The organism is Streptomyces sp. NPDC002809, from assembly GCF_040295435.1.
Lineage (GTDB): Bacteria > Actinomycetota > Actinomycetes > Streptomycetales > Streptomycetaceae > Streptomyces.
Map to the genome: position 1 here is coordinate 1 of NZ_JBEOVJ010000114.1, position 22,959 is coordinate 22,959.

At 71.4% G+C, this 22,959-nt stretch carries 20 protein-coding genes and 5 tRNA genes; 17 read left to right on the plus strand and 8 right to left on the minus strand.

Going from position 1 to position 22,959, the window contains the following annotated elements; translation table 11 throughout:
* Positions 1 to 105 precede the first annotated feature (105 nt).
* The 6 genes from ABT025_RS36570 (at position 106) to ABT025_RS36595 (ending at position 1,408) form a co-directional block, all read left to right on the plus strand.
* Positions 106 to 825, plus strand: a complete 720-nt coding sequence (locus ABT025_RS36570) for an HAD family hydrolase (RefSeq protein ID WP_351002990.1) — start codon at positions 106 to 108, stop codon at positions 823 to 825.
* A gap of 85 nt (positions 826 to 910) precedes the next feature.
* Positions 911 to 982 (plus strand) — tRNA-Gln (locus ABT025_RS36575).
* Between the two features lie 35 nt (positions 983 to 1,017).
* Positions 1,018 to 1,090 (plus strand) — tRNA-Glu (locus tag ABT025_RS36580).
* Positions 1,091 to 1,150: 60 nt separating this feature from the next.
* Positions 1,151 to 1,223: transfer RNA gene (locus tag ABT025_RS36585), tRNA-Glu, on the plus strand.
* 12 nt (positions 1,224 to 1,235) lie between these two features.
* Positions 1,236 to 1,307 (plus strand) — tRNA-Gln (locus ABT025_RS36590).
* A 28-nt stretch (positions 1,308 to 1,335) separates the two neighbouring features.
* Positions 1,336 to 1,408: transfer RNA gene (locus tag ABT025_RS36595), tRNA-Glu, on the plus strand.
* 734 nt (positions 1,409 to 2,142) lie between these two features.
* Here ABT025_RS36595 and ndgR read toward each other — a convergent pair.
* Positions 2,143 to 2,859: an IclR family transcriptional regulator NdgR gene (gene ndgR, locus ABT025_RS36600; RefSeq protein ID WP_003966003.1), complete on the minus strand. Its 717-nt coding sequence runs from the start codon at positions 2,857 to 2,859 to the stop codon at positions 2,143 to 2,145.
* Between the two features lie 174 nt (positions 2,860 to 3,033).
* On the opposite strand from ndgR, the gene leuC reads away from it, so the two are divergent.
* The 4 genes from leuC (at position 3,034) to ABT025_RS36620 (ending at position 6,207) form a co-directional block, all read left to right on the plus strand.
* The gene (leuC, locus tag ABT025_RS36605; protein WP_351002991.1) at positions 3,034 to 4,458 is read left to right on the plus strand and encodes a 3-isopropylmalate dehydratase large subunit; all 1,425 of its coding nucleotides are present in this window, start codon (positions 3,034 to 3,036) and stop codon (positions 4,456 to 4,458) included.
* A 5-nt stretch (positions 4,459 to 4,463) separates the two neighbouring features.
* Complete coding sequence (gene leuD / locus ABT025_RS36610) at positions 4,464 to 5,057, plus strand: 3-isopropylmalate dehydratase small subunit (RefSeq protein WP_351002992.1); 594 nt, start codon at positions 4,464 to 4,466, stop codon at positions 5,055 to 5,057.
* Positions 5,058 to 5,161: 104 nt separating this feature from the next.
* The gene (locus tag ABT025_RS36615) at positions 5,162 to 5,389 is read left to right on the plus strand and encodes an SCO5555 family protein (protein ID WP_136330716.1); all 228 of its coding nucleotides are present in this window, start codon (positions 5,162 to 5,164) and stop codon (positions 5,387 to 5,389) included.
* A 143-nt stretch (positions 5,390 to 5,532) separates the two neighbouring features.
* Positions 5,533 to 6,207 (plus strand): HU family DNA-binding protein, encoded by a 675-nt coding sequence (locus ABT025_RS36620; protein ID WP_351002993.1) that lies wholly within the window; start codon positions 5,533 to 5,535, stop codon positions 6,205 to 6,207.
* A 91-nt stretch (positions 6,208 to 6,298) separates the two neighbouring features.
* On the opposite strand, the gene ABT025_RS36625 is transcribed toward ABT025_RS36620, so the two are convergent.
* On the minus strand, positions 6,299 to 6,502 hold the full coding sequence (locus ABT025_RS36625) for a hypothetical protein (RefSeq protein ID WP_351002994.1): 204 nt from the start codon (positions 6,500 to 6,502) through the stop codon (positions 6,299 to 6,301).
* Between the two features lie 10 nt (positions 6,503 to 6,512).
* Positions 6,513 to 7,196, minus strand: a complete 684-nt coding sequence (gene cofC / locus ABT025_RS36630; protein WP_351002997.1) for a 2-phospho-L-lactate guanylyltransferase — start codon at positions 7,194 to 7,196, stop codon at positions 6,513 to 6,515.
* A gap of 162 nt (positions 7,197 to 7,358) precedes the next feature.
* Between cofC and ABT025_RS36635 the strand changes: the two genes are divergently transcribed.
* The 3 genes from ABT025_RS36635 (at position 7,359) to ABT025_RS36645 (ending at position 10,346) form a co-directional block, all read left to right on the plus strand.
* Positions 7,359 to 8,111, plus strand: a complete 753-nt coding sequence (locus ABT025_RS36635; protein WP_351002999.1) for a lysophospholipid acyltransferase family protein — start codon at positions 7,359 to 7,361, stop codon at positions 8,109 to 8,111.
* On the plus strand, positions 8,108 to 9,118 hold the full coding sequence (locus ABT025_RS36640; protein ID WP_351003000.1) for an NAD(P)H-dependent glycerol-3-phosphate dehydrogenase: 1,011 nt from the start codon (positions 8,108 to 8,110) through the stop codon (positions 9,116 to 9,118). Before ABT025_RS36635 ends, ABT025_RS36640 begins: the two co-directional genes overlap by 4 nt.
* 70 nt (positions 9,119 to 9,188) lie before the next feature.
* On the plus strand, positions 9,189 to 10,346 hold the full coding sequence (locus tag ABT025_RS36645) for a D-alanine--D-alanine ligase family protein (protein WP_351003001.1): 1,158 nt from the start codon (positions 9,189 to 9,191) through the stop codon (positions 10,344 to 10,346).
* 48 nt (positions 10,347 to 10,394) lie between these two features.
* Here the strand turns inward: ABT025_RS36645 and ABT025_RS36650 are convergent, their stop codons facing one another.
* The gene (locus ABT025_RS36650) at positions 10,395 to 10,883 is read right to left on the minus strand and encodes a DUF3515 domain-containing protein (RefSeq protein ID WP_502972115.1); all 489 of its coding nucleotides are present in this window, start codon (positions 10,881 to 10,883) and stop codon (positions 10,395 to 10,397) included.
* A 20-nt stretch (positions 10,884 to 10,903) separates the two neighbouring features.
* Positions 10,904 to 11,137 (minus strand): Lrp/AsnC family transcriptional regulator, encoded by a 234-nt coding sequence (locus ABT025_RS36655; RefSeq protein ID WP_073726918.1) that lies wholly within the window; start codon positions 11,135 to 11,137, stop codon positions 10,904 to 10,906.
* Between the two features lie 326 nt (positions 11,138 to 11,463).
* Between ABT025_RS36655 and ABT025_RS36660 the strand changes: the two genes are divergently transcribed.
* Together ABT025_RS36660 and thiD are read left to right on the plus strand one after the other, a co-directional pair.
* Positions 11,464 to 12,435 carry a thiamine-phosphate kinase gene (locus ABT025_RS36660; protein WP_351003002.1) on the plus strand — a complete coding sequence of 324 codons (972 nt, stop codon included), beginning with the start codon at positions 11,464 to 11,466 and terminating at the stop codon, positions 12,433 to 12,435.
* 10 nt (positions 12,436 to 12,445) lie between these two features.
* A complete protein-coding gene (gene thiD / locus ABT025_RS36665; RefSeq protein WP_351003003.1) occupies positions 12,446 to 13,255 on the plus strand; it encodes a bifunctional hydroxymethylpyrimidine kinase/phosphomethylpyrimidine kinase in 810 nt (269 codons plus the stop codon).
* A gap of 123 nt (positions 13,256 to 13,378) precedes the next feature.
* On the opposite strand, the gene rpmB is transcribed toward thiD, so the two are convergent.
* Complete coding sequence (gene rpmB / locus ABT025_RS36670; protein ID WP_003965989.1) at positions 13,379 to 13,564, minus strand: 50S ribosomal protein L28; 186 nt, start codon at positions 13,562 to 13,564, stop codon at positions 13,379 to 13,381.
* Positions 13,565 to 13,820: 256 nt separating this feature from the next.
* Between rpmB and ABT025_RS36675 the strand changes: the two genes are divergently transcribed.
* The gene (locus tag ABT025_RS36675) at positions 13,821 to 15,467 is read left to right on the plus strand and encodes a DAK2 domain-containing protein (RefSeq protein WP_351003004.1); all 1,647 of its coding nucleotides are present in this window, start codon (positions 13,821 to 13,823) and stop codon (positions 15,465 to 15,467) included.
* A gap of 160 nt (positions 15,468 to 15,627) precedes the next feature.
* On the opposite strand, the gene ABT025_RS36680 is transcribed toward ABT025_RS36675, so the two are convergent.
* Both ABT025_RS36680 and ABT025_RS36685 read right to left on the minus strand, forming a co-directional pair.
* Positions 15,628 to 18,564 carry a tetratricopeptide repeat protein gene (locus tag ABT025_RS36680; RefSeq protein ID WP_351003005.1) on the minus strand — a complete coding sequence of 979 codons (2,937 nt, stop codon included), beginning with the start codon at positions 18,562 to 18,564 and terminating at the stop codon, positions 15,628 to 15,630.
* Entirely contained in the window at positions 18,561 to 20,441 is a 1,881-nt protein-coding gene (locus ABT025_RS36685) for an HSP90 family protein (protein WP_351003006.1), read from the minus strand. Before ABT025_RS36685 ends, ABT025_RS36680 begins: the two co-directional genes overlap by 4 nt.
* A gap of 172 nt (positions 20,442 to 20,613) precedes the next feature.
* Between ABT025_RS36685 and recG the strand changes: the two genes are divergently transcribed.
* Complete coding sequence (gene recG, locus ABT025_RS36690) at positions 20,614 to 22,839, plus strand: ATP-dependent DNA helicase RecG (RefSeq protein ID WP_351003007.1); 2,226 nt, start codon at positions 20,614 to 20,616, stop codon at positions 22,837 to 22,839.
* Positions 22,840 to 22,959 lie beyond the last annotated feature (120 nt).

A 22,959-nucleotide genomic window follows, 5' to 3' on the forward strand; every position in this document is an offset into this window, starting at 1 on the left:
GCGCGTCATCCCCCGGCGCGGCGGCCGGCCGGTTACCGGGTTCTCGGGGGGGGGGGGCCCCGACGTTCGCCCGCCAGGTGCGCCCGACGCCCTAGAGTCGGATTCATGCCGATCAGAGCCGTCCTCTGGGACGTTGACGACACACTCTTCGACTACACGACGGCCGCCGCCACCGGCATGTCCCGGCACCTCAAGGCCGAGGGGCTGCCGGCGGGCTACGCCACCGCCGATGAGGCGGGCGACGCCTGGCAGCGGCTCACCCGGCACCACTGGCAGCGGTTCGCCGACGGGGAGACGGACTGGCAGGGCCAGCGCCGCGACCGGGCCAGGGACTTCCTCGCACGCCCGCTGGACGACGCCGAGGCCGATGCCTGGTTCGAGCGGCACATCGCCCACTACGAGGCCGCCTGGGCGCTCTTCCCGGACACCGTGCCCGCGCTCGACGCCCTGGCCGGGGCGTACCGGCACGCCGTGCTGTCGAACTCAGCCCTGGAACAGCAGCACCACAAGCTGACCGTGCTCGGTGTGCGCGACCGCTTCGAGTCCGTCCTGTGCGCGGCGGAGCTGGGCATCGCGAAGCCCGCCCCCGGGGCGTTCCTCGCCTCCTGCGAGGCGTTGGCGCTGCCGCCGGAGGAGGTCGCCTACGTGGGCGACGAACCCGACATCGACGCCCGCGGTGCGGTGGCCGCAGGGCTGACCGGCATCTGGCTGGACCGGCGCGGACGGGGCGGACGGCCCGAACTCGTCCGGATCACAGCTCTCGACCAGCTCCCCGGCCTGCTGGCGGGCAATACCCGTTTTGGAGCGCCGGACACCTTCAGGTAATGTTCTTCCTGCGCCGCCCAAGCGGAACGAAAGATCCGGACGGGAAGCGCAGACAGAGACAACACCCTCAGGGGTTGCGTTTCAGTGGGCTATGGTGTAATTGGCAACACTACGGTTTCTGGTACCGTCATTCTAGGTTCGAGTCCTGGTAGCCCAGCGCAAGACCGCAAGACAAGTAAGTTGCAGGAACAAGCCCCCGTTGTGTAGCGGCCTAGCACGCTGCCCTCTCACGGCAGTAGCGCCGGTTCGAATCCGGTCGGGGGTACAGATCCTTCCCGCGAGAACATCTGGGTCGCACCCACGTTCTTGATGCAGGATCGCTAGGGCCCCCGTTGTGTAGCGGCCTAGCACGCTGCCCTCTCACGGCAGTAGCGCCGGTTCGAATCCGGTCGGGGGTACTTGTAACACCATGGGCTATGGTGTAATTGGCAACACTACGGTTTCTGGTACCGTCATTCTAGGTTCGAGTCCTGGTAGCCCAGCGCAAGACAAGCAAGTCGCAGTATCCAAGCCCCCGTTGTGTAGCGGCCTAGCACGCTGCCCTCTCACGGCAGTAGCGCCGGTTCAAATCCGGTCGGGGGTACAACAGAGCATCAGGCGAAGGCCCTTCACTCCGGTGAGGGGCCTTCTGCTCGTGTACGCAGGCGTGTTGGGCGGGCGGTCCGGCCCGCGCGCGTCCCGGAGCCCGTACGGGCCGGACTCGCAGCCCGTACCGCCGGGCCCGCAGCCCGTACCGCCGGGCCCGCTCCTCCTGGGCCGACCGCCGCACTGCCGCCGTCAGCGGTTCGTGCGGCACCGCGGAGGTGACGGCCATCTCCACCTGCTCCGACTGCGCGGGACATGTCCGGCGGAGCGGGAGCCGGACCGCAGGCGCCGGGCCCGTCAGTTGTGGCGGAGCAGTTCCGGGTACGCCTGGCGGAGCCCGCGAGCTGACGCCCTTCGGCTCCGGACCGGCGGTGTCAGGCCGTCGAGCACAGCTGGGACCGGGATCCTTGATCCCGGCGCGGCGCGAAGAGGCAGGAACCCGCAGAGACGGTCGACCGGCCGTGGCGGGAATCCCCGCACCCCGGGCGGGGATCGGAAGTCAGGAGTCCGGCTACGCGGAATACACGCCGGCGTACGGACTGGCCGCGGCGACCGGCTCGCTGCCGATCGAGAAGCGGGGCCGCCGTGGGGCGGATCGGTTCGCACGCGCGCTCGCCGGCGAAGTGAGGCACGGAGAGGCGAGGTACGGAGAGGCAATGCGCTGAGGGCCAGGGTACGGAGGGGCCGCCACGACGCTGGGGCGGCTCTGGTGCGGCAGGCGGGAGCGCCTGCTCAGCCGGTGCGACGCAGGGCCTCGCTCAGCCGGGCGGCCGAGTCGATGACGGCCTGGGCGTGCATCCGTCCCGGGTGCCGGGTCAGCCGCTCGATCGGTCCGGAGACCGAGACCGCGGCGACCACCCGGTTCGAGGGGCCGCGCACCGGGGCGGAGACCGAGGCGACGCCCGGCTCGCGCTCACCGATCGACTGGGCCCAGCCCCGGCGCCGGACGCCGGAGAGCGCCGTCGCGGTGAAGCGGGCGCCCTGGAGGCCGCGGTGCAGGCGCTCGGGCTCCTCCCAGGCCATGAGGATCTGGGCGGAGGATCCCGCCTTCATGGTGAGCGTGGAGCCGACCGGCACGGTGTCCCGCAGGCCGGACAGCCGCTCCGCCGCCGCCACGCAGATCCGCATGTCGCCCTGCCGGCGATAGAGCTGGGCGCTCTCGCCGGTGATGTCGCGGAGGTGGGTGAGTACCGGTCCCGCCGTGGCGAGCAGCCGGTCCTCGCCCGCCGCCGCGGCGAGCTCCGACAGGCGGGGGCCGAGAATGAAACGGCCCTGCATGTCCCTCGCCACCATGCGGTGGTGTTCCAGTGCCACTGCCAGTCGGTGAGCCGTGGGTCGTGCGAGCCCGGTCGCCGCGACCAGCCCGGCGAGGGTGGCCGGCCCGGACTCCAGGGCGCTCAATACCAGAGCAGCCTTGTCGAGAACGCCGACGCCGCTAGAGTTGTCCATACGACGATACTCGCGTCTCACTCTGTGAAACGCAAGTTCAATTTTCCAGCGAAGTTGCGAACCTGTACGGGCGGCCCCACAACGGCCCGTAGCCACCGCCCCGTACGGGGGTCCGGACGGGGGCGCACCGAATCTCTAGTTGGGCCGGCGACGACGCCGGCCGGAGGGAAAGCGATGGGTAGGACACTCGCGGAGAAGGTTTGGGACGACCATGTCGTCCGGCGCGCCGAAGGTGAGCCCGACCTCCTCTACATCGATCTGCACCTGCTGCACGAGGTGACCAGCCCGCAGGCCTTCGACGGTCTGCGGCAGGCCGGACGCCCGGTGCGGCGCCTCGACCTCACCATCGCCACCGAGGACCACAACACCCCGACCCTCGACATCGACAAGCCGATCGCCGACCCGGTCTCCCGCGCACAGCTGGAGACCCTGCGCAAGAACTGCGCGGAGTTCGGCGTCCGGCTGCACCCCCTGGGCGACGTCGAGCAGGGCGTCGTCCACGTGGTCGGCCCGCAGCTGGGTCTGACCCAGCCCGGCACCACGGTCGTATGTGGTGATTCCCACACCTCCACGCACGGCGCGTTCGGCGCGCTGGCGTTCGGTATCGGCACCAGCCAGGTCGAGCACGTGCTGGCCACGCAGACGCTGCCGCTGGCCCGTCCGAAGACGATGGCGATCACCATCGACGGCGAACTGCCCGAGAGCGTCACCGCCAAGGACCTGATCCTCGCGATCATCGCGCGGATCGGCACCGGCGGCGGCCAGGGCTACATCCTCGAATACCGCGGCTCCGCCATCGAGAAGCTCTCGATGGAGGCCCGGATGACCATCTGCAACATGTCGATCGAGGCCGGTGCGCGGGCGGGCATGATCGCCCCGGACCGGACCACCTTCGACTATCTGCAGGGCCGGGACCACGCCCCGCAGGGCGAGGACTGGGACGCGGCCGTCGCGTACTGGCAGACGCTGCGCACGGACGACGACGCGGTCTTCGACGCCGAGGTGGTCATCGAGGCCGCCGAACTGGCGCCGTTCGTCACCTGGGGCACCAACCCCGGCCAGGGCGCACCCCTGTCGGCCAACGTCCCCGATCCTGCTTCGTACGAGGACGCCTCGGAGCGCAACGCCGCCGAAAAGGCTCTGGAGTACATGGGGTTGACCGCAGGCCAGCCGCTGCGCGAGATCAACGTCGACACCGTCTTCGTAGGCTCCTGCACCAACGGCCGGATCGAGGACCTGCGCAACGCGGCCGCGATCCTGGACGGCCGCAAAGTCGCCGACGGCGTACGGATGCTGGTCGTCCCGGGCTCCGTCCGGGTCGCCCTGCAGGCCGTGGAGGAGGGCCTGGACAAGGTCTTCACCGCCGCCGGCGCCGAATGGCGGCACGCGGGTTGCTCGATGTGCCTCGGCATGAACCCCGACCAGCTGGCCCCCGGCGAGCGCTCCGCCTCGACCTCGAACCGCAACTTCGAGGGCCGGCAGGGCAAGGGCGGCCGTACGCACCTGGTCTCCCCGCAGGTCGCCGCCGCGACCGCCGTGCTGGGCCATCTGGCCTCGCCGGCCGACCTGTCCGACGCCCGTACGCCCGCCGGAGTCTGAGAATCATGGAAGCTTTCACCGCACACACCGGCCGGGCCGTCCCGCTGCGCCGCAGCAACGTCGACACCGACCAGATCATCCCCGCCCACTGGCTGAAGAAGGTCACCCGGGACGGCTTCGAGGACGGGCTCTTCGAGGCCTGGCGCAAGGACGAGAACTTCGTCCTCAACCGCCCGGAGCGCAAGGGTGCCTCGGTCCTGGTGGCCGGCCCCGACTTCGGCACCGGCTCGTCCCGCGAGCACGCCGTCTGGGCGCTCCAGAACTACGGCTTCAAGACCGTCATCTCCTCCCGGTTCGCCGATATCTTCCGCGGCAACTCGCTGAAGAACGGGCTGTTGACCGTGGTCCTGGACCAGAAGGTCGTCGACGCCCTCTGGGAGCTGACCGAGGCCGACCCGACGGCCGAGATCACCGTCGACCTGGAGAAGCGGCAGGTCCTCGCCGAGGGCGTCACCGCGGACTTCGAGCTCGACGAGAACGCCCGCTGGCGGCTGCTGAACGGGCTGGACGACATCAGCCTCACCCTTCAGAACGAAGCGGACATCGCGGCTTACGAGGCGGTCAGGCCGGCCCACAAGCCCCGTACAATTAACGCCTGAGCAGCGCGTTTCCAGGACTGCGCCCCCTGCCTTCTGGTAGGGGGCGCAGTCGCTTGTTGAGACCCCGTCGGGCGACAACTCGCCCCAGATGGCACAATCGGTGCATGGAACGCGACAGCCAACTCAAGCTTTACGGCCAAGTCGCCGACCAATTGAAGGAAGCGCACTCACGAGTGCGTGCACTGCAAGTCCCGGAGGGCGTACGGATGGCGCTGAACCGGAAGCTGTTGGTCGTCACGGCCGCGGCAAAGCACGATCTCCCAGATGCAGCAAGGCGTCTGGACCGGTTGATGAAGGACCTCGATGAGGGCCGATTCCCCGAAGGTGACTGACTCTGCGGAACTGCGCAGCGGTCGACTTCGTTGCGGCACTAGGGTGATTAGCCCGTTTCGTGTTTGATTTGCGGTATATATCTGCCTAACGTGCGAAAAAGCCTGAACAGTTTCGTTCGGGCGATGTCTCCGAAGGGGAAGACGTGAACAAGGCGCAGCTCGTAGAAGCGATTGCCGACAAGGTCGGCGGCCGTCAGCAGGCCGCGGACGCCGTCGATGCGGTGCTCGACGCGATCGTTCGTGCAGTTGTCGCAGGTGACCGCGTTTCGGTCACCGGCTTCGGCTCGTTCGAGAAGGTCGACCGCCCCGCCCGCTACGCCCGCAACCCGCAGACGGGTGAGCGCGTACGGGTCAAGAAGACCTCGGTGCCCCGTTTCCGTGCGGGACAGGGCTTCAAGGACCTGGTGAGCGGCTCGAAGAAGCTCCCCAAGAACGACGTGGCCGTGAAGAAGGCCCCCAAGGGCAGCCTCTCGGGCGGTTCTTCCACCCGTACGACGGCCAAGGCCGCCGCCAAGAAGGCGACCGCCAAGAAGGCCGTGGCGAAGAAGGCCACCGCCAAGAAGACCGTGGCAGCGGCGAAGACGACTGCTGCCGCCGCCAAGAAGACCACGGCGAAGAAGACGTCCGCGGCGGCGAAGAAGACCACGGCGGCCGCGAAGAAGGCGACCCCGGCGGCGAAGAAGACGACGACGGCAGCCAAGAAGGCCGTCGCGAGCAAGACCGCGCCCGCCAAGAAGACCACGGCGAAGAAGGCGCCCGCGAAGAAGACCACCGCGCGCAAGACCACGGCCAAGAAGGCCACTGCACGCAAGAAGTGAGGACCGGCACCACAAGGCTCCTCACACGCGCCGGGCCGGGCTCCCCTCGGGGAGCCCGGCCCGCGGGCTGTTCGGGGCGGCCGTCCCGGCTTCAGAAGGTCTGCAGCGTCACCAGGGTGATCCGCAGCGCGGCCCCTTCGCCCTCGCCCTCGATCCGCACCCGTTGCCCCGGACGCAGCAGCCGCAGGCCGCCGGCGTCGAAGGCCGGGGCGTCGAAGGCCACCGGGGTGCCGTCGTCGAGCAGCACGCTGCCGGTGCGGGTCTCGGAGTCGTACGTGTACGAGGTCGCCTGCATGGGCGGCAGCCTATCGGTCCGCCGCGGGGACCCCCGCGGCCCAGCGCCCCGCCGTGTACGGGCCGACGCCCAGGGCCAGCGCCGCCCGCAGATCGTCGCCCGTGTCCACGTCCTGGCGCACCGAATCGATACCCGACAACGTGACCTCCACCGCCCCCGACGCGAGATGGCGGGCCCTGGACGGACCGCCGAAAGCGGGGCGCAATTCCACTCCTGGCCCAGCGGAGAGAAAAGTCGTTCCGATTCCCGCGACATCGGTCACAAATGCCCGGGGGAAGGCGGCAGAGAATTCGAGTACGCGGGACAATTCCGCCGGGCGCAACGCGGGCAGATCGGCGTTGAGCGCCGCGAGGGCGCCGCGGGGCCGGGCCGAACGCGCCGCTCGCTCACCGTGTGCGAGGGCGGCGTTGAGCCCGGCGGCCGGGGTGTCGGCCACGATTCGGGCCCCGAGCGCCGCCAGCGCGGCCCCGGCCGCCGTGTCGTCCGTGACGACCACCACATCGGCGACTCCCGGACAGGACAGGGCGGCGGACACGGTGTCCCGGGCGAAGGCCAGGGCCAGCCGTGGCCTCAGCAGGGCGCCGGAGGCGGGTGCCAGCCTGCTCTTGGCCCGCGCCAGAGGCTTCAACGGGACGACCAGCGACCAGGGGCCGGTCGGGTCGGTGTTCGTGGCGGTCTCCCCCTTGATGTGCATGGCCGCCTATTCTCGCCTGCCGGTACGACAACCCGGAGGGTCGGTCCCCGGGGCGAGGCGTACGGTGTTCTCGACAGAGCAGGGGCCTGGGGCGAGACTTGACCGTCGGTAGCCGGTCAGCAGTCAGCTCCACAGTCAGGTCATATAGAGGAAGGTGTCCGAGTGTCCCGCCGCAGAATCGGCTTCTGGTACCGCCTGGCGGCGGTCATCGCGAAACCGCCGCTGGTGATTCTGTTCAAGCGCGACTGGCGGGGAATGGAACACATTCCGGCCGACGGCGGATTCATCACCGCGGTCAACCACAACTCGTACCTGGACCCTCTTTCGTACGGGCATTTCCAGTACAACACCGGACGGGTGCCGCGGCTCCTCGCCAAGGCGGGCCTCTTCAAGACCCCCTTCATCGGAATGATGCTGCGCGGCACCGGCCAGATCCCCGTGTACCGCGAGACGACCAACGCGCTGGACGCCTTCCGGGCCGCCGTCGACGCCATCGAGCGCGGCGAGTGCGTCGCCTTCTACCCCGAGGGCACCCTCACCCGCGACCCCGAGATGTGGCCGATGGCCGGCAAGACCGGCGCCGCCCGCGTCGCGTTGATGACCAGGGCCCCGGTCATCCCCGTCGCGCAGTGGGGCGCCAACCTGGCGGTGCCGCCCTACGCCACGGAGAAGAAGGTGCGGCTCTTCCCCCGCAAGACCCTCCAGGTCCAGGCCGGTCCGCCCGTCGACCTCTCCCGGTTCTACGACCGTGAGCCGACGCCCGACGTGCTGCGCGAGGCGACCGAGGTCATCATGCTCGCGGTCACTGCGCAGCTGGAGGAAGTACGCGGCCAGCAGGCACCCGCCGAGCCCTACGATCACCGCAAGGCCCGGGCACAACAACGGCGCAAGGCCGAAGGAGAGGGACCCAAGTGACGCACCCCGTAAAGGCAGCCGTCTTCGGAACCGGCTCATGGGGTACGGCCTTCGCCATGGTCCTCGCCGACGCGGGCTGCGAGGTCACCCTCTGGGGCCGCCGGGCCGAGGTCGCCGAGGCCGTCAACACGACCCGTACCAACCCCGAGTACCTGCCGGGAATCGAACTCCCCGCATCGGTCAGGGCCACCACGGACGCGGCCGAGGCGCTGCGCGGCGCCGACTTCGCGGTGCTTGTCGTGCCGTCCCAGACGCTGCGTGCCAACCTCGCCGACTGGGCCCCGCACCTGGAGCCGCAGACGGTCCTCGTCTCGCTGATGAAGGGCGTCGAACTCGGCACCGCGAAGCGGATGAGCGAGGTCATCGAGGACGTCACCCACGTCTCCGCCGACCGTGTCGCCGTCGTCACCGGACCCAACCTCGCCAAGGAGATCGCCGAACGGCGGCCCGCCGCGGCCGTCGTGGCCTGCCGGGACGAGTCCGTCGCACGCCGCCTCCAGGCCGCCTGCCACACCCCGTACTTCCGGCCGTACACCAGCACCGACGTGGTCGGCTGCGAACTCGGCGGCGCCGTCAAGAACGTCATCGGACTGGCCGTGGGCATCGCCGACGGCATGGGGCTCGGCGACAACACCAAGGGCTCGCTCATCACCCGCGGACTCGCCGAGACCATCCGGCTCGGCCTGGCCATGGGCGCCGACCCGCTGACCTTCTCCGGACTCGCGGGCCTCGGCGACCTGGTGGCGACCTGCTCGTCGCCGCTCTCGCGCAACCACACCTTCGGCGTCAACCTCGGCCGCGGCATGACGCTCCAGGAGACCATCGCGGTCACCAGGCAGACCGCCGAGGGCGTCAAGTCGTGCGAGTCCGTGCTCGACCTGGCCCGCAGGTACGGCGTCGAGATGCCCCTCACCGAGACGGTCGTCTCCATCGTCCACGAGGGCAAGCCGCCGATGGTGGCGCTCAAGGAACTGATGTCGCGCAGCGCCAAGGCCGAGCGGCACTGAGCCGGTTCACCCACCGGGCGGTACCGGCCGCGCTGACGCGATCCCTACCAGAAGGTACGCTCATCGCGATATGAGCAGCGAGAACCTCCCCCAGAGCACGGAGCAGCAGCTCCGCAAGCCGCGTGTAGCCGTCGTGTTCGGCGGCCGCAGCTCCGAACACGGCATTTCGGTGGTCACGGCCGGTGCGGTCCTGAACGCGATCGACCGGACGAAGTACGACGTCCTGCCGATCGGCATCACGACGGACGGCCGCTGGGCGCTCACCGCCGACGAACCCGAACGCATGGCGATCACGGACCGGAAGATGCCCGACGTGGCACAACTGGCCGAGTCCGACGAGGGCGGCGTGGTGCTCTCCGTCGATCCCGGCAGCCGCGAAGTGGTCTACAGCGAGCCCGGATCCGTCCCCAAGGCGCTCGGCGAGGTCGACGTCGTCTTCCCCGTCCTGCACGGTCCCTACGGTGAGGACGGCACGCTCCAGGGCCTCCTGGAGCTCTCCGGCGTGCCGTATGTCGGCGCCGGCGTCCTCGCCTCGGCGGTCGGCCAGGACAAGGAGTACATGAAGCGCGTCTTCACCTCCTTCGGGCTCCCCGTAGGGCCGTACCTGGTCGTACGCCCCCGCGAGTGGGACAACGACGCCCAGGGCGCCCGCAAGCGCATCACGGACTTCGCCGGCGAGCACGGCTGGCCACTCTTCATCAAGCCCGCCCGGGCCGGCTCGTCCATCGGCATCACGAAGGTCGACGACCCCTCCGGCCTCGACGAGGCGATCGAGGAGGCCCGCCGTCACGACCCGAAGTTCCTTGTGGAATCGCTGCTGCGGGGCCGCGAGATCGAGTGCGGGGTGCTGGAGTTCGAGGACGGTCCGCGCGCCAGCGTGCCCGCCGAGATCCCGCCGGTCACCTCGCACGACTTCTACGACTTCGAGGCCAAGTACATCGACGCGGCGTCGGGGATCGTGCCCGCCCCGCTGACCGACGAGGAGACCGCCGAGGTCCAGCGGCTCGCGGTCGAGGCGTTCGAGGCCACCTCCTGCGAGGGCCTGGTGCGCGCCGACTTCTTCCTCACCGAGGACGGCGGCTTCGTCATCAACGAGATCAACACCCTGCCTGGCTTCACCCCGATCTCCATGTACCCGCGCATGTGGCAGGAGAGCGGCGTCAGCTACCAGCAGCTCGTCGACCGGCTCATCCAGGCGGCGCTCGACCGGCCGACCGGCCTGCGCTGAGAGCAGCCGGCACAGCACAGGGAGTGCGCCCCGGCCGGGGCGCACTCCCTACAGGCTGCTGGGAACCGTCTTCTTGACCGCCGACGCGAAGGCCGCCAGCGGGGTCGCGTCATGCGCGTACGCCTCCGAGAGCGTGACCTCGACGTACGCCTTGCGCAGGGTGGTCGTGAAGCGTGGCCCGTCGTCCTCCCGTTGCTCCAGCAGCCAGTTGACGCCGTTGGCCTCTGCGGCCTTCGACTGGTCGTCGTCCATCTTCGCGGGGCGCGGGACACCGCAGCGCAGTACGATCGCCCCGTCCCCCCACCCGGCGGTCAGATCCGAACGGGGCGTGGGATCACTGCGCTCCAGACCGGCGACGGAACTCGGCAGCTCCTTGTGCAGCGCACGGCAGTAGGCTGCGGCTTCCGAGGACGGGGTCGGCACCGTGACCGATGCCGACGGGTCCGTGGAGGTGCAGCCCGCCGCAGCCATGAGGACCAGGGCGGCGGACGGACCGAGGAGCACGGGGTGGGGGAGCCGGCGGCAGAAAGATGTCACCGGCCCAGCGTAGACGGGGGCTACAGGTGAACGACCGGACAGGTCAGGGTTCGGGTGATGCCGTCCACCTGCTGGACCTTGGCGACCACCATGCGTCCGAGTTCATCGACCGTGTCGGACTGGGCCCGCACGATCACGTCGTAGGGGCCGGTGACGTCCTCTGCCTGGATCACTCCCGGAATCTTGGCGATGGTCTCGGCGACGGTCGACGCCTTGCCCACCTCGGTCTGGATAAGGATGTACGCCTGTACCACGGAACCTCCAGGGCGGCCACGAGGATCATGTGGGGGAAAGGGACGCCACGTTATCGCGTTGCCGTGGGCCGCGGGGAGACCTGCGGGCCGGATGACGCCCACAGCGTGGCGTACAGAACACACAAGTTGACGTATCTCTTGACAGTACCGACAGCAGTGAACGCCCGCGACCGCAAGCTCAGCGGCGCGGACGGGGGACACGCATGCCCGTGACCAGCAGGACGGACCGTCCCCTCCGGCGGACACGCTCCACGGCCGGTGCGGGCATCCGGCCGCTGAAGCAGGCCGGACGCCCGTCCGGCCCCATAGATGAGAGGTGAGACTCGGTGAAGGGAACCGTGGGCGAGTTGGGGGAGTTCGGGCTCATCAGGGAACTGACCTCCCGGCTCACCACCACTCCGGCGGTACGGCTGGGACCCGGCGACGACGCCGCGGTCATCACCGCCCCCGACCGCAGGGTCGTGGCCAGCACGGACATCCTGCTGGAGGGACGGCACTTCCGGCGTGACTGGTCGACGGCGTACGACGTCGGCCGCAAGGCGGCCGCACAGAACCTCGCCGACATCGCCGCCATGGGCGCCGTGCCCACCGCACTGCTCCTCGGTCTCGTCGTCCCCGCCGAACTCCCGGTCACCTGGGCCGGGGAGCTGATGGACGGCATCCGCGACGAGTGCCAGGTCGCGGGGGCGGCCGTGGTCGGCGGCGATGTGGTGCGCGGCGACACCATCACCGTCGCGATCACCGCACTCGGCGATCTGCGCAACCACGAACCCGTCACCAGGGCGGGTGCCCAGCCCGGCGACGTCGTCGCCGTCACCGGCTGGCTCGGCTGGTCCGCCGCCGGGTACGCCGTCCTCTCACGGGGCTTCCGCTCACCCCGTGCCTTCGTGGAGGCGCACCGCCGCCCCGAACCGCCCTATCACGCGGGCCCCGCGGCGGCCGGGCTCGGCGCGACCGCGATGACGGACGTCAGCGACGGGCTCGTCGCCGACCTCGGGCACATCGCCGAGGCCAGCAAGGTCCGCATCGACCTGCGCTCCGGGCTCATCGACATCCCGTCGCAGATGTCCGACATCGGGCAGGCCGTCGGCGTGGACCCGCTCCAGTGGGTGCTCACCGGCGGCGAGGACCACGCGATCGTCGCCACGTTCCCGTCCGACGTGAAGCTGCCGGCCCGCTGGAAGGTGATCGGCGAGGTCCTCAACCCTTCGGCGCTGCCGCAGGTGACGGTCGACGGGGCGCCCTGGACGGCCAAGAGCGGATGGGACCACTTCGGCGACATCGAGGACGCCCAGTAGATTGCGGCGTATGCCCATACCCTCCGCCGTACCGCCCCGAGTGCTCACCGTCGCCGGATCCGATTCCGGCGGCGGTGCGGGCATCCAGGCCGACCTGAAGACGATGCTGGCGCTCGGTGTGCACGGCATGAGCGTGCTGACCGCCGTCACCGCACAGAACTCCCTGGGTGTGCAGGGCGCCTGGGAGCTGCCCGCGGAGGCCGTACGCGCCCAGTACCGCAGCGTCGTCGACGACATCGGCGTGAACGCGGTCAAGACCGGCATGCTGGCGTCGGCGCTGCTCGTCGAGACCGTCGCCGCACTCCTCGCCGGGACGGACGCTCCCGTCGTCGTCGACCCGGTCGGCGTCTCCAAGCACGGGGACCCGCTCCTGGCAGCCGAGGCGCTCGGCTCGGTCCGCACGAAGCTGTTGCCCGTCGCGACCGTGGCGACCCCGAACCTGGACGAGGTGGCACAGCTCACCGGCATCGTGGTCACCGACGAGGCCGGCATGCGGCAGGCCGCGGCGGAACTGCTCGGATACGGGCCCCGCTGGGTGGTCGTCAAGGGCGGACACCTGCCGGGCGAACCCGTCGACCTGCTCACGGACGGCAGCGAGGAACACTGGCTGCGCGCCCCCCGCCACGACAACCGCCATACCCACGGCACGGGCTGCACCCTCGCCTCCGCCATCGCCTGCGGACTGGCCCTCGGGCAGGACGTGCCCACGGCGGTACGGGGCGCGAAGGCCTACGTCACCGGGGCGATCGCGGCGGGCTTCCCACTGGGATCGGGGATCGGCCCGGTCCGCCACGGGTGGCGGCTGAGCAGCGCCCGCTGAGTGGCCTGGGCGGTCCCTCGCCGCCGGAGCACCGCTGCCGCCGCCGGAGCACAGCAAAAAGCCGGTCCACCGAGGTGGACCGGCTTTTTGGGCAACCGGTAGGGCTGCGCTACGACGGGAACGTCAGCGCGCGACCTTGCCGGCCTTGATGCACGAGGTGCAGACGTTGAGCCGCTTCGGCGTCCGCCCGACCACGGCACGCACGCGCTGGATGTTGGGATTCCAGCGACGGGACGTACGGCGGTGCGAGTGCGAAATGCTGTTGCCGAAGCTCGGCCCCTTGCCGCAAACGTCGCAGTTGGCAGCCACGGGTCACTCCAAAACTTCAGATGCACTTACAGTGAATTCCGGCACGCCGGATTCATTGACTGAAGTGGCGGTACCGGGGGATGTTCCCGACTCTCGTCGGGCAACCGAAGCAGCATACAACGGCTGCGTCGGAGATACGAAACTACCATGGGTCCGCAGCCACTCGCCCCGCCCCTGGACCCGTCCCGGCCGATGGCCGGGGCTACTCTGCGGTGCAGCCCGCCGCCCCGGTACGCGTTTCGAGGAGGACCATCAGGTGCCGCAGACCGCCGACGCCCTGGACGCCGTCGCGGTGCGTACCTGGTGCTCCCTGGCGCTGGACGCGCTGGGCCGGGAGCGCGAGGCCATCGACGCGATCAACGTGTATCCCGTCGCCGACGGCGACACCGGAACCAATCTCTACCTGACCGCGGAATCCGCGGCAGCCGCCGTCGAGGCCGTCTTCGCCGCCCACGAGACCGGCACCTCGGTTCCCTCCACCGCCGACGCGGTACGCGCCATGGCGCACGGGGCGCTGATCGGGGCCCGCGGCAACTCCGGCACGATCCTGTCCCAGCTGCTGCGCGGCATGGCCGGGGTACTGGCCGAAGGAGAGGGCACCGGATCGCTGCGCACCGCGCTGGCCAGGGCCGCGGCGTCGGCCCGCGAGGCGGTCGCCCACCCCGTCGAGGGCACGGTCCTGACCGTGGCCACCGAGGCCGCCGAGGCCGCAGGGCGGGCGCCGGACGGCGCCGGAGCGGCCGCGGTGGCGCAGGCGGCGTACGAAGGGGCGCGGACGGCCCTGGAGGCGACCCCCGGACAGCTTGCGGTCCTCGGCCGCGCCGGGGTCGTCGACGCAGGCGGACGGGGACTGGTGGCAGTGCTCGGCGCCTTGGTCGAGGCGGTCTCGGGCCGGGCCCCGGAACGGGGGCCGCTCCTGTTCACCGCACCGTCCGTCGCCCCCGTTCCCGCTCCGGCCGCTGTCGAGGACTGCCCGGCGGGCGAGGACCCGCAGGACGGACCCGCCTTCGAGGTCATCTACCTGCTGGAAGCCGGCGACGAGGCCGTGCAGCGGCTGCGGACCCGGCTCGACGGCCTGGGCGACTCCCTCGTGGTGGTCGGCGGCGACGGGCTGTGGAACGTCCATGTGCACGTCGACGACGCGGGAGCGGCGGTGGAGGCAGGCGTCGAGGCCGGGCGGCCGTACCGCATCCGGATCACCCACTTCGCCGCGGACCGCGTGCACGCCCGCCCCGAACCGGCCCAGCGCGCGGTCGTCGTGGTCGTCCCGGGCGACGGGCTCGGCGGCCTGTGCGCGGAGGCCGGGGCGACGACGGTGCTCGCGCGGCCCGGGGAGCCCCCCGCCAGCGGCGAACTCGTCGACGCCATCCGGCGCGCGCACGCCCGCGAGGTGGTGCTCCTGCCCAACGACGGGGACCTGCGGCACACCGCCGCGGCCGCCGCCGAACAGGCCCGGACCGAGGGCATCCGGGTCGCCCTCATCCCCACCAGGGCCGCGGTCCAGGGCATCGCGGCCCTGGCCGTCCACGAACCGGACCGCAGCTTCGACGAGGACGTCGTCGCGATGACCGCGGCGGCCGGCGCCACCCGCTACGCCGAACTGGCCGTCGCCGAACGGCAGTCCTGGACCATGGCGGGCATCTGCCAGGCCGGCGACATCCTCGGCCTGATCGACGGCGATGTGGCCGTCATCGGCGAGGACGTCCCCGGAACGGCCCGGAAGGTGCTGGACCGGATGCTGGCGGCGGGCGGCGAACTCGTCACCCTGGTCCTCGGCGAGGACGTCCCCGGCACCCTGGCCGACGCGCTGGAGGAACACGTCCGCGAGGGCTACCTGGCGGTGGACACGGTGGTCTACCGCGGCGGCCACCAGTGCGCCCCGCTGCTGATCGGGGTGGAGTAGCGCCGGACGGCCCGACACCGAGCCGGTCCGGCGGTTGAGGGCGAGGCCGGTTCCGTCACGGACGGGGGGCCGGAAACCAAGCCCGTCCGGCGATTGAGGACGAGGCGCCGCGCCGGACGGCCCGGTGGAGGGTCAGGCGCCCCGCCGGGCAACCCCGGCCCTATGCCCCCGCAGCCGCCCCCGTCGCATACCCCCGCACCGACTCCGCCTCCGACCGGCGCGCGTCCACCGTCTCGTCCGTGCCCGCCGGCACCCCCTCGTACGCCGCGAGCACCTCCCCGGCCCGCCTCAGCGCCACGTCCGCGCGGCCCAGGCTCGCCTCCAGCCAGGCGGCCGTGAGGTCGGCGGCCGTGCGCCGGTCCAGGTGGGCGGGGCCGGCTTCGTGGAAGGCCGCCGACGCCCGGTCGGCGAACCCGAGCGCCTCCTCGTACGCGACCCGTGCCGGATCGTCCGCGGCCTCGCCCGGTTCGCCCTCGTAGGCGTGCGCGAGCAGTTCGGCGGTCTGGTGGCAGGTGTCCGCGAGCTCCACCCGCAGCTGCGGGCCCTCGCACTCCCGTTCCGCCGCGGCCATGAACGACCGCGCCGCGTCGAGTCCCGGCTGCCCCTCCCGGGCCGCGTTCCAGGCCCGCACCCGCAACGTCCGTACCAGCGCGGGAACGTCACCCAGCGCCCGCCACAAGTCCCCGGCCCGCTCGTACGCCCGCTCCGCCTCCGGGGCCAGCTCGGCCCGGTACAGCGCCTGCCCGGCGAGCTGGGCGAGCATCGCGTGGTCGTGCTGCTCCGGCCAGCCGCGCGCGATGTCGGCCGCCCGCAGCCAGTACTCCGCGGCAGCCCGCGGCTCACCGAGTGCGGACAGTCCGTCGCCGAGCCACCACAGCGTCTGGACGACCATGCCGTCCCCGTGGTCCTCGGCCGAGACATCGGGCAGTACGGCCTCCAGGACGGCCGCCGCCTCCGCCGCGCGCCCCAGCCGAAGCAGCCAGCCGCCGAGCTGGTGCCGGGCGTAGACCCCCAGCGATTCGCTCTCGCCCGCCTCGTCCGCCCAGTGCGCGGCGTCGAGGGCGTGCTCCGTCGCCTCCGCGAACTTCTCCGTCGCCGCGAGCACTTCGGCCAGCTGGAGATGGAGCCGGGCCCGTCCGGAGGCCGGCAGCGACGTCCCGCCGTGCTCCAGCGCCGCCCGTGCGGCCCCTTCCGCCGTCTCGTGGTCGTCGAGCTGCGAGGCGAGCCGCGCGGTCCGGGACTCGTACTCGACGGCGTACCAGGGAAGTTCCGCCGCGTGGACCTCGGCGGCCGCTCGCGCGTACAGCTCCGCCGCCCCGGGACCGTCGCCGTGGTAGGCCGCGACGTCCGCGAGGAATCCCAGCGCCTCGGAGATGCGGGTGGCCACCTTGTCCCCCGTACGCAGGGGTTCGGCGAACGCGAGCACCTCGTGTGCCGCCTGCCCGAGAGCGGCGACCGCCGCGTCCGTGGCCTCCTCGTCCGCAGCCCGGAACATCCGCTGCTGGAGGATCCGGGCCCGGCAGACCAGCACCCCGCTCGCCTGCCGGCCCGTGGCCCCGCCCTCCGCGTGCAGGGCGAGAGCCAGGTCCACGAGCGGCTCGATCTCCGTCAGCGCCTCGTCCGCGGCGCCGTCCGCCACCGAGTGGAGAAAGGCGCGCCTGGCATCCGCCGCGACGGCCTCGCCCCGGTCGCCGGCCGCCTCGTACAGCCGGGCGGCCGTCCGGAACGCCTCCACCGCCTCGGCGGGCGGCAGCGAACCGTCCATCGCGTGATGGTCCGCCACGTTCGCCCGGTCGTGGGCGGTCAGCGCGTCCGCCTCCCCGGACTTCCCGGCGCGCTCCGCGACCGCCCGCCATGCGGAACCCGCGTCCGGATGCTGGGCGTCCGAGAGCCGGTGGGCCTCGGCCAGCAGCCCGGCCAGGTCCTGCGCGGCTTCCGCCGCAGCGGGCGCCACCGCGGAAGCCGGCCGAGAGGACGGCGCCGCGAGCCGCACGGCCCGTACGCCCAGAGGCAGCCGGTCCAGCAGCGGCCGGCGCGCCAGACGTTCCCGCACCTGCTCACCCACGTAGCCGTTGCCGTTGCGTGCGTCGAAGCGGTCCGCGAGGGCGAGCGCCTGGGTCCTGGCCCCGACGGCCAGCGACGCGGCGGTCCAGTCCGTACCGGCCGGGCCCGGTACGGACTGCGCGCCGTGCCCCAGCTCGGTCAGCCGGTCCATCAGCACGGCGGTGACGGCCAGGAAGTCCATCAGACTGCCGGGGTTGCCGCTGTCGGTGAAGTACGCGGGCCGGTCCGCCAGGATCTCCAGCGCGCGCGGCTCGTTGCCGGTCAGCGCACAGAACTCGACGTGCAGCGCGACCGAGTACCGCATGCTCTCCATCGGCCGGACCATCCGGTACCCGCGCAGATGGTTGGCGCGGGCCTGCTCCGCGCAGCCCGTCCGCAGGAGCGGCAGGAGCGAGGCGGCCAGCACGGCGTGCGGCTCGTGCGCGCACGTGTGCTCCCCCTCCAGCACCGGCGTCCAGGCTGCCAGCGCCTCCTCGTCCAGCCCCCGCAGCGCCTGCCAGCTCCCCTGCTCGCGCAGCTCACAGGCGTGGCAGTTGGCCATCCGGTCCCGGTCCGCCGCCTGCCAGGCGGTGTACGCCCGCCCCGCCCGTTCCAGATCGCCCAGATGCCGGGCGATCTCCAGCTCGCCCTGGCGTACCGCGCGCTCGGAATGCCCCGCCAGCCGGTAGCGGTGCTCCATCTCGCCCTGCCACTTCTCGATGGAGGCGAGCGGGATGTGCGGCTGGTCGACCATGGAACTGGAGACCCACTTGAACATCCAGAAGAGATGGTGGGTCATGAACGGGTCGAAGTCGCCCGGCCGTTCGTCCCACAGCCGCAGCAGCCGCGCGAACGGGACGAACATCTTGTCCTTCTCGGAGCTGTAGTTGTAGACCTGCAGCTGATGGACGAGCGCCTCGACCAGCAGGGCCGCGTCCCCGCTCTGCTCCGCCTCGGTCAGCAGCCGCTCCGCACGGGCGTTGCGCGCGGGCCCCTCCGGCTCCTCCTGGTTGTCCCGCAGGGCCTGGCGGATCGTCGCGGCATCGGCGCTCATCGGCCGTCCTCCTGAGGGTTCGCGGGGGAGTGCCCCGGGGCGGCGGGATGCGTGGCCCACTCCAGCAGGCCGAGGAACGCCCGGTTCAACAGCGCCGAGTCGGCCGGCCGCAGCGGCCGCTGGGCCATCAGCAGCGCCTGCCCGTACAGCGACTCCGTCGCGGTCACCGCGAGCTCCGGGCTGTCCAGCGAACTGATCCGGCGGATCAGCGGATTGAGATGGTTCAGCACGAGCCGGGCCCGCGGCGCACTGCCGCGCAGCGAGCCCAGAATGCCCGCCCACAGATCGTCCGCCTGCTCCTCGGCGTCCGCACGCGCCTGCTCGTGGCGGGCCGCACGGTCGTCCAGGTGCAGGGCCGGCACCGTCAGCGGGTGGAAGGCGCGCAACACCACATCGCAGCCCAGCGGGTCCAGCCTGGCGCGCGCCGCCGTGAGGAACGCGCCGAGCGCCAGTTCCTCCTCCGGGGCGACGGAGTCCAGGTGCGCGGTGACCGTGTCGGCGTCCAGCTCCGCGACCACCGTCCCCGGCCGGGCCGAGGGCAGCCGCTCGACCAGCTCGGTGTCGTACGTGTAGCCGCCGTTGATCACCCCGATGCCCTGCGCGGAGGCGATCGGCGCGACCTGGCGGAACTCCTCCACGGTCCGGGTGAAGTGCACCACCGGATGACGCCGGGCGAACTCCTCCAGCGACAGCCGGCCGTCCGTCGTCTCGAACGGCAGCCACGGCAGCATCGTGCGCAGCATGGCGCTGTCGTGCCGGGCGAGCGACTTCACCCCCAGGTGGTGCACGGACAGGAACTCCGCCAGCCGCTCCGGTTCGCCCGCCGCCAGCCCCGTGAGCCAGTCCCTGATCCGCTCGCCCAGCGCGTCCCGGACCGCGGAAAGGGTCTCGTCCGCGTACAGCGCCTCCCGCGAGGCCGTGGGCCGCAGACTGTCCGTGTCGATGACGCAGCGCACGAAGAACGCCCACTCGGGCAGCAGCTCGTCCGCCCGGTCCGTCAGCAGCATGCCCTTCAGATGGACCCGGTGACCCGCGCGCTGCGCCGGACTGACGGCGGACGGCAGGACATGGGCCACCCCGCGGATCCCGGCGAGCGGCAGATCGAGATCGATCGTGTCGAGCGGCGTGAAGCCGAACTGCTCGTGACAGTGGCGCGCCAGTGCCACCCGCCGCCCCGCCGGACTCGCGTACGCGCGGTCCCACGGCGCCGGCAGATCGGTGACGGCCGCCTCGCCGACCCGTACGTCGTAGGGCAGCAGCGAGCCGAAGTCCCGGGCCAGCGCGAGCACCCGCTCCTCGGACAGCCACTGAGCACTGCCCGGGCGGGCCGTCAGATGCACGGTGGTGCCGGGCTCGGGGCGCGCGCTGTCGGGGAGCGTACGGACGGTGTACGAACCGTCGTCACGGGCGCACCACTCCACCGGCAGGGCACCGGGCGTCCGCGCGGAGCGGCTCACCACCCGGATCTCGGACGCGACCACGAAGCAGGCCAGCAGCCCGATGCCGAACTGGCCGAGGAAGTCCGCACGCGCCGAGGCGAGCCCCTCCGCCCCGTCGCGCTTGGAGCTGCGGCCGATCGTGGCGAGCAGGCTGTGCACATCCGCCTCGGTCAGACCGATGCCGCTGTCCTCGACGCGCAGCCGGCCTCCCTCGGCGTACAGCCGCACCAGAGCCGGCGCGTCCATCTGCTCGGCACGCCGTGCCGTGACGGCGTCCACGGCGTTCTGCAGCAGCTCCCGCAGATAGACGCGGGGAGAGGAGTACAGATGATGGGAGAGAAGGTCGACCAGACCGCGCAGATCCACCTGGAAGGTGTGCGGCTGCTGGGCGGTGGCGGACTCGGTGGACGCGGAATTCGCTGAGGTCTCAGATGTCATCGTCGCAGCGCCGGTGGGGGGACTTGCGACAGCGCGGGTCGGGCGATCCCCCGCGGGGCGATCGCGAACGAGAAGCGTGGGAGCCGATCCTAGAGTTGCGGGCACGATTCTGACCAGGAGTTTCGGAGGCCCGGTGGTGCCCCTCGGACAACTGTCAGTGGCGTGGTGTGCAATGGATCGCGTGTCTGCGTTCGACGAACCCCTCAAGAAGCTGCTCGGTGGAGCCACCGCGAAGGTGATGGCAGAGCACCTCGACCTGCACACGGTCGGTGATCTCCTGCATCACTACCCGCGGCGGTACGAGGAGCGCGGCCGGCTCACGGCGCTGACCGAGCTCCCGCTCGACGAGCACGTGACGGTCGTCGCCCAGGTCGCCGACGCCCGCGTGATGATGTTCAACGGCGGACGGGGCAAGCGCCTCGAAGTGACGCTCACGGACGGCCACGGACGGCTTCAGCTGGTCTTCTTCGGCCACGGTGTCCACAAGCCGCACAAGGAGCTGCTGCCGGGCCGGCGCGCCATGTTCGCCGGCAAGGTCTCCGTCTTCAACCGGAAGATGCAGCTGGCCCACCCCACGTACCAGCTCCTCGACGCGGAATCCGACGACGAGGCCGGTGCCACCGAGGCCGTGGACGCCTTCGCCGGCCGCCTGCTGCCGATCTATCCCGCCTGCAAACAGCTCGACTCCTGGCGCATCGCCAAGGCGGTCGACGCGGTGCTGCCCAGCGCCCAGGAGGCCGTGGACCCGCTGCCGCCCGCGCTGCGCGACGGCCGGGGGTTCACCTCGCTGCCCGAGGCGCTGCTGAAGATCCACCGCCCGCAGACCAAGGCCGATGTCGCCGCGGCCAGGGACCGGCTCAAGTGGGACGAGGCCTTCGTCCTCCAGGTCGCCCTGGCCCGCCGCCGGTACGCCGACACCCAGCTGCCGGCCGTCGCCCGCCGCCCCGTTCCGGGCGGACTCCTCGACGCCTTCGACGCCAAACTGCCGTTCACCCTCACCGACGGCCAGGTCAAGGTCTCCAAGGAGATCTTCGACGACCTGGCGACCGAGCACCCGATGCACCGGCTGCTCCAGGGCGAGGTCGGATCGGGAAAGACGATGGTCGCGCTGCGCGCCATGCTGGGCACCGTCGACGCGGGCGGACAGGCCGCCATGCTCGCGCCCACCGAGGTCCTCGCCCAGCAGCACCACCGGTCGATCACCGAGATGATGGGGGAGCTCGCCGAGGGCGGCATGCTGGGCGGCTCGGACCAGGGCACGAAGGTCGTGCTGCTCACCGGCTCCATGGGCATGGCCGCCCGCCGGCAGGCGCTCCTCGACCTGGTCACCGGCGAGGCAGGCATCGTCATCGGGACGCATGCGCTGATCGAGGACAAGGTGCAGTTCCACGACCTGGGGCTGGTCGTCGTCGACGAGCAGCACCGCTTCGGGGTGGAACAGCGAGACGCCCTGCGCTCCAAGGGGAAGCAGCCACCGCATCTCCTCGTCATGACCGCCACGCCCATTCCCCGTACGGTCGCCATGACCGTCTTCGGGGACCTGGAGACCTCCGTTCTGGACCAGCTCCCGGCCGGCCGCTCGCCGATCGCCAGCCATGTCGTCCCCGCCAAGGACAAACCCCACTTCCTCAGCCGTGCCTGGGAACGGGTCCGTGAAGAGGTGGAGAACGGCCACCAGGCGTATGTCGTCTGCCCCCGCATCGGTGACGACGAGGACGACGCCGCCAAGAAGAAGGGGAAGAAGAAGGCCGCCGAGGAGAAGGAGAAGGAGGAGGGGGACAAGCGCCCTCCGCTCGCCGTCCTGGAGATCGCCGAGCAGCTCGCCAAGGGCCCGCTGACCGGTCTGCGCATCGAGGTGCTGCACGGCAGGATGCACCCCGACGACAAGGACGACGTGATGCGCCGCTTCGCCGCGGGCCAGGTCGACGTCCTGGTCGCCACCACCGTCATCGAGGTCGGGGTCAACGTCCCCAACGCCACCGCGATGGTGATCATGGACGCCGACCGGTTCGGCGTCTCCCAGCTCCACCAGCTCCGCGGCCGGGTGGGCCGCGGATCCGCTCCCGGCCTCTGCCTGCTGGTCAGCGAGGCCCACGAGGCGAGCCCCGCCCGTGCCCGGCTCTCCGCCGTCGCCGCCACCCTCGACGGCTTCGAGCTCTCCCGGATCGACCTGGAACAACGGCGCGAGGGCGACGTCCTCGGACAGGCACAGTCAGGGGTCCGCTCCTCGCTCCGGGTCCTGAGCGTCATCGACGACGAGGAGGTCATCGCCGCCGCCCGCCAGGAGGCGGTCACCGTCGTGGCCGCCGACCCGGAGCTGGAGCACCTGCCCGAGCTGCGCGTCGCGCTGGACGCCCTGCTGGACAAGGACCGCGAGGAGTACCTCGACAAGGGGTGACTCACAGGGGCACGGGACGAGGAGGGAGGCGAACGAGTCCGAACCGGCGGTCATGTCGACCACGACGTACTCCTCGGGGCCGTCGACCAAGTGGTTGAGGCAGAGCTCAACGGCGCCGAC